General features: G+C 42.7%; 13 protein-coding genes. 2 read left to right on the plus strand and 11 right to left on the minus strand.

The window, feature by feature from the left end; translation table 11 throughout:
* Nucleotides 1–21: 21 nt before the first annotated feature.
* From VQ048_RS05975 to leuS, 5 genes are all read right to left on the minus strand, one after another.
* Complete coding sequence (locus tag VQ048_RS05975; protein ID WP_327610777.1) at nucleotides 22–867, minus strand: energy transducer TonB; 846 nt, start codon at nucleotides 865–867, stop codon at nucleotides 22–24.
* Nucleotides 868–890: 23 nt separating this feature from the next.
* Entirely contained in the window at nucleotides 891–1445 is a 555-nt protein-coding gene (locus VQ048_RS05980) for an ExbD/TolR family protein (protein WP_327610778.1), read from the minus strand.
* A 12-nt stretch (nucleotides 1446–1457) separates the two neighbouring features.
* Nucleotides 1458–2066 carry an ExbD/TolR family protein gene (locus VQ048_RS05985; protein ID WP_327610779.1) on the minus strand — a complete coding sequence of 203 codons (609 nt, stop codon included), beginning with the start codon at nucleotides 2064–2066 and terminating at the stop codon, nucleotides 1458–1460.
* A gap of 68 nt (nucleotides 2067–2134) precedes the next feature.
* Complete coding sequence (locus VQ048_RS05990) at nucleotides 2135–2998, minus strand: MotA/TolQ/ExbB proton channel family protein (RefSeq protein WP_327610780.1); 864 nt, start codon at nucleotides 2996–2998, stop codon at nucleotides 2135–2137.
* Between the two features lie 260 nt (nucleotides 2999–3258).
* Complete coding sequence (leuS, locus tag VQ048_RS05995) at nucleotides 3259–6072, minus strand: leucine--tRNA ligase (protein WP_327610781.1); 2814 nt, start codon at nucleotides 6070–6072, stop codon at nucleotides 3259–3261.
* 119 nt (nucleotides 6073–6191) lie between these two features.
* Between leuS and VQ048_RS06000 the strand changes: the two genes are divergently transcribed.
* Nucleotides 6192–6944: a glycosyltransferase family 2 protein gene (locus VQ048_RS06000; RefSeq protein ID WP_327610782.1), complete on the plus strand. Its 753-nt coding sequence runs from the start codon at nucleotides 6192–6194 to the stop codon at nucleotides 6942–6944.
* Between the two features lie 115 nt (nucleotides 6945–7059).
* Here VQ048_RS06000 and VQ048_RS06005 read toward each other — a convergent pair whose 3' ends face one another.
* The 6 genes from VQ048_RS06005 to VQ048_RS06030 form a co-directional block, all read right to left on the minus strand.
* A complete protein-coding gene (locus VQ048_RS06005) occupies nucleotides 7060–7698 on the minus strand; it encodes a hypothetical protein (protein ID WP_327610783.1) in 639 nt (212 codons plus the stop codon).
* A gap of 219 nt (nucleotides 7699–7917) precedes the next feature.
* Entirely contained in the window at nucleotides 7918–8142 is a 225-nt protein-coding gene (locus VQ048_RS06010; protein ID WP_327610784.1) for a hypothetical protein, read from the minus strand.
* 154 nt (nucleotides 8143–8296) lie between these two features.
* Entirely contained in the window at nucleotides 8297–9541 is a 1245-nt protein-coding gene (locus VQ048_RS06015; RefSeq protein WP_327610785.1) for a 3-deoxy-D-manno-octulosonic acid transferase, read from the minus strand.
* Between the two features lie 13 nt (nucleotides 9542–9554).
* Nucleotides 9555–10277: a C40 family peptidase gene (locus tag VQ048_RS06020; protein WP_327610786.1), complete on the minus strand. Its 723-nt coding sequence runs from the start codon at nucleotides 10275–10277 to the stop codon at nucleotides 9555–9557.
* A gap of 23 nt (nucleotides 10278–10300) precedes the next feature.
* Complete coding sequence (locus VQ048_RS06025) at nucleotides 10301–10948, minus strand: O-methyltransferase (RefSeq protein WP_327610787.1); 648 nt, start codon at nucleotides 10946–10948, stop codon at nucleotides 10301–10303.
* Nucleotides 10949–11065: 117 nt separating this feature from the next.
* Nucleotides 11066–11899 (minus strand): OmpA/MotB family protein, encoded by an 834-nt coding sequence (locus VQ048_RS06030; RefSeq protein ID WP_327610788.1) that lies wholly within the window; start codon nucleotides 11897–11899, stop codon nucleotides 11066–11068.
* Nucleotides 11900–12004: 105 nt separating this feature from the next.
* On the opposite strand from VQ048_RS06030, the gene tilS reads away from it, so the two are divergent.
* Entirely contained in the window at nucleotides 12005–13339 is a 1335-nt protein-coding gene (gene tilS, locus VQ048_RS06035) for a tRNA lysidine(34) synthetase TilS (protein WP_327610789.1), read from the plus strand.
* The last annotated feature ends 25 nt before the right edge of the window (nucleotides 13340–13364 follow it).

Genomic DNA, 13364 nt, shown 5'->3' on the forward strand with positions numbered 1-13364 from the left:
TGAATATATTAACAATAAATTTTACTCGAAATTCATCGTCAAAGGAAGTCTGTAACGGTAACGAACCGGCTGTCCATTGATCTTGGCCGGAGTCCATTTATTTTTGATGGACTTCACCGTTCTTTCCGCCTCTCTGTTAAAATCAGAATTAGATCCTGTCGCCTTCACCTGCGTGATGCTTCCGTCCCGCTCAACTACAAAGGTAATCTCGGTCTTCAAAGTCCCTTCTCCACCGTCCATTACTGAAGAGTCAAAATTCTGAGCCACTCGGTTACGGAAAGAATCAATCCCTCCAGGGAATTCTGCCAACTGCTCCACTTCATTATAAACCTCCGTAGTACTCACCGCAGGCTTAGCAACCTCTACAGTAGAAGCCTTTGTTCCTGTACTCGGTGGTGGTGGTGGTGGCGTATAACTCGGTGTTTTCACCCCTTCCTGAGATACCAATCCCGTAGTTGTTTTCAACTGTTCCGTAATTGGCGGCGTTGGCGTTTCTACTTGCGGAGCTTTTTTGGGCTCAGGAACGACGTTTTGAATCACTTCCTGCTGTACAGGCTCCTCTTTCGGAGGCGGTGGAGGCGGAGGCAACTCTTCCTCAGGCTGCTCTACAATCACATCGTCCTGAATGATTTCCACTAAATTAGCATCCACTTCGGTTTTTGCCTCCGCATTCATTTTCTTGATTGTCATCACAATAAACGGAGTTACCACCAACAGTAAGAAAAGCATCGTGCCAATCATCATGGACTTCGTGAGGATCTTCGGATAAGAGCGTCTCAAATCGTAGGCCCCGTACTCCTTATTCCTATTTTCAAATACGATTTCATCCAAAGTCAGATGGTTCTCGTATGTTGTTTCGTCTGCCATGTTTAATCTATTTATTTCGTTAATTAATTTGTAGACGCTGGAGTTCCTACTTTTTTCTCGTAGATGGCCTTTTCCCAAGCCTTGATGTCGGTTACCCCGTACTGCTCACTCTTGGTAATAGCCATTTCGTCCAAAATGTCTACAAAGTTCTTATACACTGCGTCATCCGTCGGCTTGATAATCACCGTAAAAAAGGATTGGTTTTCCGCTCTGGATTTAGCCTCCTGAATCACCTTTCTGATTCCGTCCCGATCCAAGGTTGTCTCGTTCAGATTTTCTTCCGTAAGAGAAGTATTGTCCTGTTGGTGCCAAAACACTCTATTATCCTTCCCTAACAGGATAGAAATCGAATTAGAAAGTTTAATCTCTGTATCTGGACTCTTCTGCCCGTCCTTCGGCTTCGCAGGAAGCCCCAAATCCATCACGTTAGGTTTACTAAACGTCGTGGTAAACATGAAGAAGGTAATCAAAAGAAATCCCAAATCCACCATCGGGGTCATATCCACCCTCGTACTCTGTTTTTTCGACCGGACTTTGCCGTCCTTGCCGCCTTTTTCTTGTACTTGTACTTCTGCCATTTCTATCGATTATTATTTTGATGGTCCGACTTCTTGCGTTGTGATAAGCCAAAACTTAAGAAAGTCTATATCTCTAAGTCCTTCAAACAGATTCTTCACTTTTGGATATTCTGTATCAACATCCCCCTTAACCGCCAATTTGTAATCCGGATTCACGGCAAGGCTTTGCTGTACCCAATCAATCAACTCTTTTTTCGTACTATCCATAGGCACGCCTACCGGATCATTGTACCTTTTTTGTTCATCTTCACTCAGAGCGAGAAAGCTTTTAAGCTTGCTCATCGGAACTCCTACCGCCTGTACTTTGGTAAAAGACACCTTCTCTGCATCCGTAAACTGCATATTATACTTTTTCCCCATGTTATCCAACAACTGAAGCCGCTCGGACTGGTTGGACACCGGTTGAAATACAAACTTACCGTCAGCCGTTGCATTAACCGTCATAAGGCTGGCATCCGGCAGGAGTTTTTCTGAGATTGAAGATGGCGGTTTAATCATCTCAACATCAGGTTTCTTAAACTCTGTGGTGAGGATAAAGAACGTAAGTAGCAAGAACGCAACGTCGCACATAGCGGTCATATCCGTTACTACCCCGTGTCTTTTTGGTTTTACTATCGCCATTATGAATTATTTTTTTACTACTAAATAAGATTATATCATTAAGAGTCCTGCAAAAATTTTGCCGTTTCTTAATTAAATTCCGCGAAAGACTGCTGGATGGACATGGAAATCTCATCAATCTTGTAAGTCATTCCGTCGATTTTAGAAGTAAAGAAGTTGTAAAGAATGATCGCAATCGCTGACGTACCAATACCCAAAGCCGTGTTGATAAGTGCCTCGGAAATACCGATTGAAAGCGCTGCAGCATCCGGAGTACCTCCTCCTGAACCTAACGCGAAGAACGCCTTGATCATCCCGATTACCGTACCTAGTAGAGCCACAAGCGTCGCTACCGTACCCAAAGTCGAAAGAATCATCATGTTTTTTTCTAGCATTGGCATTTCAAGCGTAGTAGCTTCTTCAATCGCCTTGTTAAGCGCAACCATTTTTTGCTCTTTGTTCAAGGTCGTATCTTTAGCCAAAGCCTTATAAGTCGTAAGACCTTCTTTCACTACGTTTCCTACAGTTCCTTGTTGTCTGTCGCACTCTTCAATAGCCTCGTCGATTTTGTTTTGGTTAAGCAAAGTTCTTACTTTAACTACGAAGTTATCCAAGTTCCCTCTACCTTGAGCTCTGTTAAGAACGATGAAACGCTCAATAGAGAATACGATTACCGTAATCATGAACAACACCAAAATGTGTACTACAGGTCCTCCCATGTAAATGATCCCCATGAAAGACTCAGGGTGAAGCTCCTTAGACTCGATATCGGCAAAAGCAACCGACAATCCCGACAATCTCGGATCCTCTCTAAAGTTCCCCGGATTACCAAAGATGAATAAATAAATACCCAATGCCACCAAATACAAAATAGGTAAAACGATCGCAGGGTTCAATCCTCCTTTTTTTCTAGCAACTACTTGCTCCTCTGTGTTTGAAACATTCATTTCCATATTAAACTAAAATTATAATTGTTATTTTTTGATTTTTAACGAGCCGTAAAATAAAGGCAATTTTTTTTATAATGCAAGAGTTTAAGCCTGATTCTTACACATATTTCCAAATGTTAAGAATTATTAATATTACACATTAATCAAAAATTACTTTAAAAATTATCTTTATTTTCCGTATACCGATAATATTTTGAAAAATAAAAATTAATAAAGCTATTTTTTATTAATTTCACATCGGTTTTTCATGCGTTTTTTTCGGCTTAGGATACAATATTAATGATTTTTTTTGGAACCACGATGACTTTTTTCGGTGTTTTCCCCTCCAAATAAGCCACCGTACGCTCGTCACTCATCGCTTTTTCTTCGATGGTTTTGGCATCCAAATCCGCAGGAAGCGTTATTTTAAACCGCATCTTCCCATTGAAACTCACCGGATACTCGATCTCCGATTCCACCAAATAACGTTCGTCCAACTCAGGAAACGCCACCGTCTCAATGGAAGAACCGTGCCCAAGGCACTGCCAAAGCTCCTCGCAAATATGAGGCGCATAAGGCGAAACGATAACCGCCAAAGGTTCCAAAATTGCCCTTTTATTGCATTTCAATTTCTGTAAATCGTTCACAGCTATCATAAATGACGACACCGACGTATTAAACGAAAAATGATCCAAATCGTACAATACCTTTTTAATTAACGTATGAAGCACCTTATACTCCTCCTTGGACGGCTCCTGGTCGGAAACCGAAACCTGATCGCCATCAAAATAAAGATTATAAAACTTCTTCAAAAAGCCATAAACCCCACTCAATCCCTGAGTGTTCCAAGGTTTACTCTGCTCCAAAGGCCCCAAAAACATCTCGTAAAGACGAAGACAGTCGGCTCCGTACTCCTCACAAATATCATCGGGATTCACCACATTATACTTGGATTTAGACATTTTTTCCACCTCACGCTCCGTTACGTAGCGGCCGTCTTCCAAAATAAACTGAGCCTCGGCAAACTCCGGACGCCAGGCCTTAAACACCTCGGTATCCAACTCGTCCGAACCGCCCTTCAAAAGAGAAACGTCCACATGAATCTTCTGAGTAGCATATTCCCCAGCAAGATTCTTGGAAACAAAAGTATTAGTCCCGTCCACACGGAAAACAAAAGCACTCATCCCCAAAATCATCCCCTGGTTAATCAGTTTTTTAAACGGTTCATCGTGAGCAACCAGTCCTCTATCCTTCAAAAAAAGATTCCAAAAACGAGCATAAAGCAAATGCCCCGTAGCATGTTCGCTCCCCCCGATGTAAAGATCCACCTGCCCCCAATAATCGGATTTTGACTTGGCACAGAAAGCCTCCGCATTGGAAGGATCCATATAACGCAAGAAATACCACGAACTTCCCGCCCAACCAGGCATTGTGGAAAGCTCCATCGGGAAAACCGTCTGATGGTCAATCTTATCGACCGAAACCACCTCGCCACGCGCTTCATCCCAAGCAAAACACTTGGCGTTACCCAACGGAGGATCTCCATCCTCGGTCGGCAAATATTTCTCCACCTCCGGAAGCTGCAAAGGCAAAGCGTCCACCGGCAAAGGGTATGGCATCTCTTCTTTATAATAGACCGGCACCGGCTCCCCCCAATAACGCTGCCTAGAAAATATTGCATCCCGCTGGCGGTAATTGGTGGTACCATGACCTATCCCCTTTTTCTCAATTTCTTCAATAATACGCTTTTTGGCTTCCGCGTACGAAAGTCCATCCAAAAAATCGGAATTCACGCACACGCTATCCTTAGAATCGTAAGCCTCCTTCTGAACATCCAAGTCCGTTTCGATAACCCCCACAATGGGCAAACCGAACTTCAAGGCAAACCGATGATCCCTCTCGTCATGAGCAGGAACCGCCATCACAGCCCCCGTGCCGTACCCCATCAACACATAATCCGAAAGATATACCGGCATTTTACGCCCCGTAAAAGGATTAACCGCATAAGCTCCCGTAAAGACTCCGCTAACGTTCTTAACGTCCGCCATTCGGTCCCGCTCCGTTTTTTTGGAAGTCTGCGCCACATATTGCGCCACAGCCTCCTTTTGACCTTGAGTGGTAAGGGTTTCCACCAACGGATGCTCCGGAGCCAAAACCATGAAAGTCGCCCCAAAAATCGTATCCGGCCGAGTGGTAAACACCTCTATCGATTCCTCGCCATTTTCCGTGAAAAATTTAACAGAAGCTCCCGTGGATTTCCCAATCCAGTATTCTTGGGCGTCTTTTAAAGGTTGAGGCCAATCCAACGACTGCAAACCGTTCAGCAACCGCTCGGAATAAGCCGTAATTCTCATACTCCATTGCATCATTTTCTTCTGATACACCGGATAACCACCCCGCTCGGACTTCCCGTCTTTCACCTCATCATTGGCCAGCACCGTCCCTAAAGCAGGACACCAGTTCACCGTGGTCTCCGCCCGAAAAGCCAAGCGGTAATTAAGCAAAAGATCCTGACGTTCCACCTCGGAAGCCGAATTCCATTCTTCCGCCGTAAAATCCAACCGTTCGGTCTCCGCCGCGCAAAGCCCTCGGGTGCCTTGCGTTTCAAAATGACTCACCAAAGTCTCTATCGGCTCCGCTCGATCCGTAGCCTTGTTATACCAAGACCCAAACAACTGGATAAAAATCCATTGTGTCCAACGGTAATAAGACGCATCGGAAGTCCTAATCTCACGATTCCAATCAAAAGAAAACCCAATCTTGCGCAACTGCTCCTCGTAACGGGCAATGTTCCGCTCCGTGGTTACCGCAGGGTGCTGCCCCGTCTGTATCGCATACTGTTCCGCCGGAAGACCAAACGAATCGTATCCAATCGGATGAAGCACGTTATAGCCCTGATGCCTCTTATAACGCGCATAAATATCCGAAGCAATATACCCCAGCGGATGACCGACATGCAGCCCCGCTCCCGAAGGATAAGGAAACATATCCAAAACATAAAATTTCGGCTTAGCCTGATCTTCGGACGTTTTGTACGTTTGGTTATCCTGCCAGTATTTCTGCCATTTCTGCTCTATCTGTTGATGATCGTAAAACATTCTATTGTGGTATTATTTTTTTAAACTACGACAAATTTATGATTTTGAAATGAAATGCAGACAGAAAACTTAGCCTTGACCCTTATTAATAAAACCGTATTTTTGCAAAAAAACATCGGATGGCAGAAGTTTCCATAATCACCCCTTGCCACAACGCCGCGGCATTCCTAAAAGAGACTGTAGCCTGCGTACAAAACCAAACCTTCCAAGACTGGGAGTGGATTATTGCCGACGACGCCTCCAGCGATCATTCGGTGGAGCTTCTAACCTCCTATAAAGACCCTCGAATCACCGTTCTCACCTCCCCCACCAATAAGGGCGCAGGGCACGCCCGAAACCTCGCCCTAGCCCAAGCCAAAGGACGTTTCATCACCTTTCTTGATGCCGATGACTATTGGGAACCTGTTTTCCTTGAGGAAATGATCCGCTTCATGAAACAAAACCAAGCGGAATTAGCCTATTCCAACTACGCCCGATGCGACGAAAACATGACGCCAAAAATCGAAGACTTCAAAGCCAACAAAGACGTTACCTTCCACAATCTCTTAAAAACCTGCCGCCTCTCCCTACTCTCTTCCATGTACGACTCGGCCAGAGTGGGCAAAATATACTTCCCCGAAGGCAGTAAACGGGAAGACCACGTCATGTGGCTTAACCTCCTGAAAAAAATCCCCGTAGGAAAACCCCTGCCCAAAACCATGGCCAAATACCGTATGCATTCGGCAAGCATATCAAGAAACAAAAAAAACATCATAAAAGACCAATACTTGGTCTATAAAGAACACATGGGATTTTCTACCTTGCGGTCACTTTATTATACCGTAAATTGGGCTTTTAACGGCTTTCTGAAATATTCTAAGCTTTTCAATTAATCCGCATCGCTGATTTTATTTATAAAACAGGGATTTTATCTACAATTAGCAAAACAGAATAAAACCCTAATTATAAGTATTTTAGTGATAAAAAAACGGTATAGATATAAAGTTTTTATTTTATTTTTCTAAAGTCGTATTGTGAAATTTTTTGTGCAACTTTTTCATTGGGAATAATGGTATTGTAGTTTTTCCAAAAGGTAGTATCATTTTCTTGAGTTTCGTAATTGCTAATAATATCTGTCGATGATATTAGTTTCCCTTCTATTTTATTTGGAAGGCCTTCAATAATTTCGGTATTAATCATTTCAGTTGTTGAAATACGCGTCGTCCCAAAATGTTTTTTTGTACGAATACCCTTCCCATTCATCATGTAATAAAGACCATTGATTTTTTTATATTCCCCTACTATTATATCACCATCTCCCCAAGTAATATCTACTTTTAGAATAGCAAAGTCTTTTTTATTTATATATATCTTTCCCTTAAAATCAAATTTCTTGAATTTTTTATTCTTGTAGAAGTCAATTACAAATACTTCCTCATTATTAATAATATCAGAAGTTAGTTTTTTTATTTGATAATTTTTATAAAAATTTTGATTAAAAAAATTCCCTAAATTTTTGATTAAATCTATACCTCCTATGTTTTTAAGAGAAATACTATTATTAGTAAATCTAAAACTTCTATTTTTGGATAGGTAATACTTAGTATCTAATTTCGGATTGTAGGATCTTTCTACATTCAAAGCCATTTCTTGTATATACAGAATACTATCGCTTTCTGTTAAAACCGATCTTCTGAACTCCTTAGAAAAGAAATAGTTTTGTGAATAATTTTTTGGAATATTAGCAATAGCTTGCTTTATTATTTTTGATGCATCGACTGAAGTAATAGTAACTTCTTCTATCAGAGTGGGTTGTTTTATTAAAGTAATAGATAAATTTGAATTGATTTTGTTTAGTTCTAAATTTTAATAACCCATTTTTGAAAACTTTAAATGCTCGATTGGATCATTATCAATGATTTCAAATCTCCCTTCATCATTACTTATTACACTGCCATGATTATTAAATAAGATTGTTACCCCTGATAGAGGATATCCCGCTTCATTTAGAACTTTTCCACCAATTTTATTTTGCCCTAATGAAAAATGAATGACAAATAAAAATAATATAAATGAGAAATATATTTTCATAATCTTTTGAATAAATTAAGCTATGGAAATTTATATCTTTTTAGTTGTTAATTGCGTTTGTAAAACAAAAAAATGCGAGTAACTTTTGGTTAAAAGCATTGAAAAAACTCCCACAATTCTTTTCCCGTTTCTTTTGACACATTTCTACATAAATTCAATCATTGTTTTGTAGTCTTATTTTTTCAAAAATCCGATCGGACGAAACAGGCTGCCCCTCCACAAAATCGAACGAAGCCTTTGCCATCGCCTCCAAACGAGCAGTATCCCCAAGCAAAACCGAAGCAAAAGCAGAAAGTTCATCCGTTTCGGAAAAAGCCTTTGCGCCTCCACTTTCGATTAAAGCATCAGCCTCCGGATTTTTACGGTAATGACTCCCAAACAAAACCGGCACACCGAAAGCAGCCGCTTCCAAGATATTATGAAGCCCCGCCGAATGAAACCCTCCACCCACCACCGCCAAATCCGCATACCGATACAAACGAGAAAGCAAACCGATGGAATCAATGATAAGCACCTTTGCCTCTTTCTTCTGCAACGCAGTCCACCGAGACATTTGAGAATAGCATAATGCCTCCGGGAACATCCGCCGCAAGTGTTCAACCCTCTTCAGATCGTGGGGAGCCAAAATGATTTTCACCCCGTGTTTTTTTGCAACCGCCAAAGCCACCTCTTCCTCCGCTTGCCAAGAACTACCAAAAACCACCAATTTACACTCTCGGCGATAGTCGTCAATCCCTTCAATAGCTTCCGCCTTTGAGGCAATCTGCCGAACCCTATCGTAGCGGGTATCCCCCGAAATCGAACCAAGAGAAAGCCCCAACGTTCGGGCAAGCGACAAAGATTGCGAGGTCTGATGAAAAAACCAATCCACATCGCGCATCAAACGCTGAACAAACCAATGCCCGTAAGGCTTAAAAAACATCTGTTTTTCATAAAATAAAGCCGAAACCACGTAAATTTTAACCTCCCGTTTCTTCAACTCTTCAAAAAGCCGATACCAATAATCGTATTTTACCGTAAAAAAAATAACCGGCTTAAAACAAGCCAAAAAACGTCCTACCGATTTCTTATCATCAAAAGGGAGGTAACAAACCGCATCCGCTATCGTGTTTTTTTTAATCACAGGATCATATCCCGACGGCGAAAAGAAAGTTACAAGAATTTTATACGTCGGATACCCCGCCTTCAGTTTTTCCAAAACGGGAAGCCCCTGCTCGTATTCGCCAAGACTTGCCGCATGCATCCATATCACACGGTCTTCCGACGAAAAAACCTTTCGAAGAACCGCTTCGTTCCATTCCCTTCCCTGAACCCCCTTTCGGAGTTTGAGGTTAAAAACAGAGCCGATCCGCATCCCCAAACGCATCAAAAAAACAAATATTCGGTAAAGAAAAGCCATGAAATATACCCCGTCAGGCGTCAATTATATTCTTCACAAAACGAAGCTTATGGGTATGTTCGTTTATTTCCTCATTAAAAATCCCCGTAGAGTCCAACGTATCAATCCGAACTTTTCCCGAAGCATGGATAATCCTTTGATTATCCAACATTATCCCAACATGAATAATGCGTCCTTCTTTGTTTTCAAAAAAAGCCAAATCCCCCGGCTGGCTCTCCTCCACAAAAGTCAAAGGCAGCCCTTTCTCCGCCTGTTGGTAAGAATCCCGAGGCATCGCAATACCGTTAATCTTATAAACCAAATGAACCAACCCCGAACAATCCACTCCAAAAAAAGAACGCCCTCCCCACAAATAAGGAATATTAAGCAGCTCCTGAGCCGTAAGGGCAATACTCTCCCTCAAATCGTGGCTCCGGCGGGACGCCACCGTCGGAAACTCCACCTCCGATCCCATCGACAAGAGCATCCGCCCTTGCTTGGTCATCACCGACTGAAAGTTTTCCGTTACCGTTGTGGTTTTCCGTTCTGCAAGTTCAGACTCCGAAACCTCACGAATCATGCGGCTGTCCACCCAACCTTCGTAACCGTCGAAATGCATTTTGATAAGGCTCCAATATTTCCCCGATTCCAAAACGTCCATCGACTCCCCAAACAAAAGTTGAGTGACCATCTCCGCCTGTTCCTGCTTCTGGGCACGAACCGGCGCATACATCACGTTACATACCGCTTTACTCATTCGCTTTTTGTTAAAATTTCAGATTATTTCCTGCGGAGCAGGTTGATCCCGTCCCGCAAAGGTAAAATAAGATTTTCAAAATCCTCATCTTTTGCCACCAAATCATTCAGTTCTTTAATTTTTCGGGTGGAAAGAGACTTCGGTTCTTCCTCCAACACCTTCCCGTACCAAAGTACATTATCAAACAGCACAACCGACCCCGATTTCAACCTCGGTTTGATTAATTGAAAATACGTCACGTAGTTCTCCTTATCCGCATCGACAAAAACCAAATCAAACGTCTCCTCACAAGTTTCCAAAAAACGCTTAGCCTCCTCCAATCGAAATTCAATTCGCTCCGCATAAGGACTTTGAGCAAAATACTTCCGCGGAAGATAGGCCAAATCTTCATTCACATCCAAGGTAACCAACCGCCCGTCTTCCCTTAAACCTTCCGCCAAGCAAAGCGCCGCATACCCCGTAAACGTCCCTATCTCCAATATTTTTTTCGGACGAACCAATTGCGAAACTATCGCCAATAACCGCCCCTGTTGATACCCCGAAATCATATGCGGCTGTGTCGTCTTTTGGTACGTCTCCCGACGCAGTTTTCTCAAAAGCTCCGGCTCCGATGACGCATGACTTTCCAAATAACGGTCCATCTCCGAATGAATTTCTTCAAAAAAGCTCATATTCCCTAGTCTTTGACACGAAAGTATAAAAAAGAAAACAGAACCAAAAACATTTTCCATAAAAAAGCCTTCCTAAAAATCAGGGAAGGCTTACGATAACCAAGCAATGCTTGTATTTTATTTTACCGGTGCAATATCCATCAACTTCATGAATTCGTCCAATTTCGGCATAATGATGATCTCCGTTCTACGGTTTTCAGCTCTTCCCGAAACAGAAGCGTTTGTCGTTTTAGGATTGTATTCGCCCCGACCTCCCGCTGTTATACGGTTAGGATTCACCCCAAATTCATTCTGAAGAATTTTAGCAATAGACGTCCCCCGAAGCGCGGACAAATCCCAATTATCCCGTGGCACCGAAGCCGAATTAAGAGGAACATTGTCGGTATTCCCTTCGATTAGCACCGAATAAGTATCGTAATCGTTAATCACCGAAGCCACTTTACCTAAAACCTCTCTCGCCTTAGGCTGAACAGCAAACTCGCCAGTCTTATAAAGCATATTGTCGGACAAGGAAATCATCACCACGCCCTTAAGAACCTTAACCTGAACATCCTGATCCGCCACATTATCCAACGAACGTTTCAGCTTGTTGGATAAAGCCAAATTTAAACTGTCATTGCGAGCGTTTGTGGAAATCAACTGCTTAATGTATTTGTTGGAAGCATTAATCTCTCCCACCAATTTATCGATATTAACCGAGCTTTTCCCCTGATTGGAAAGACAAGCGTCCAAAGACGATTTCAACGCATCGTGCTGCCCCTTCAGAAGATTATTCTCACTGGCCAAAGCCGAATTTTGGGATTTCAAATCCTGAATCTCCCGTTGCCTCTCGGAAAGATTTTCCAAGCTCTGTTTGTAGTTCAGATTCAGAGCATCGTACTGCTTCCTGCTAACACAACTTGCCAACAAAAGCGCTGCCCCGAAAACCGCCACCATTTTTCTTATTCTCATAGATACAAAATTTTACTGTTAAGTTTCTATTCTCTTTTAAACTTTCCAAAAGTACAAAAATCATTTTTAAAAGAACGCTTATATTTGTGCAATTTATAAGATTTTGTGAATACTTTAACGCTATCCGACGTTCAACTAACCTTAGAACGACTGCAACCCGATTTCAAAAAAAGAAATTATTTAGTCGCCGTGAGCGGCGGCGTAGACTCCATGGTCCTCGCCTCGGTTTTATTGGCATTGGGAAACAACCTGCACGTGGCTCACGTCAACTACAAACTCCGGGCAGAAGCCTCCGATAAAGACCAAGCACTGGTCGAAGCCTTTTGCCAAAAGCATAAAATCCCCTTCCACCTATACGAAGTTTGCGAAGAAGACCGTCGCCCCGAAGGCTCCATCCAACTTTGGGCGAGAGAGTTGCGTTACCGCTTCTTCCGCCAAATCCTTCAAAAGGAAAATTTGGACGGCATCATGACCGCCCACCACCTGAACGACCAACTGGAAACCTTCTTCATCAATCTTTCCAGAGGCTCTGGCCTCACAGGACTGCTCGGTATTCCAGAGAACGAGAATAGCCTGATCCGCCCCCTTCTTTCCTTCAGTAAAGAAGCCTTGTTAGACTATGCCCAGCGCAACCAAATTCCTTATCGGGAAGACGAAAGCAACGCCAAATCCGACTATCTTCGCAACCAAATTCGCCATAAAATCGTCCCCGAACTCAATTCCCTTTCCGAAAATTTCTTAGACCGATTCCAAAAAAGCATCACTCTGCTAAAACAATCCCGACAAGCCTTGGATCAACTCTTGGAGGAAAAACGCAAAGCCCTTACCGTATCCCAAACCCCAACCCTTTGGTGCTTGGACCAAAACGCATTCGCCGAAGAATCGGATTTTATAAAATACGAAATGCTAAAACCCTTTGGTTTCCGAAGCTCCGAAGAAATCCGAAAAATAACCACGGCTTCAACCGGAAAAAAAATCTTTTCCGAATCCCACGAACTATGGGTCAACCGAGGTCTTCTCATCTTAAAACCCACTGAAGACGAATCTTCTAAGGAAAACCAAACCCTCCTACTCCCTCTTCTCCCCTCGGAATCTTCCCCCGCCAATCAGAAGATTGTTTTAAACCCATACTTGGATGACCTTTGGGCGACCTATTCTAAAAACACCCTTCCCTGGCACATCGACATCGAAAAAATAAAATTACCGTTGATACTCCGAAGAAAAAAAGAAGGCGACGTCTTTCATCCCAAAGGCATGAAAGGCAAAAAGAAAGTATCAAAATTTTTTAAAGACGAAAAATTACCTATTTTCGCAAAGTGTAAAGTCTGGTTGCTGTGCGACGGCAACGACGAAATCCTCGGAGTTTTGCCTCTAAGACAAGACCGAAGATTCGCCTCCGATTCGCATACTCAAAAGCAACTGACAATCGAAATCCATTAAAAACCGGTGTTTCCGACCCGCCATT

It is taken from the genome of Bergeyella anatis, assembly GCF_036016955.1.
In the GTDB taxonomy this organism is placed as follows: domain Bacteria; phylum Bacteroidota; class Bacteroidia; order Flavobacteriales; family Weeksellaceae; genus JAYWXI01.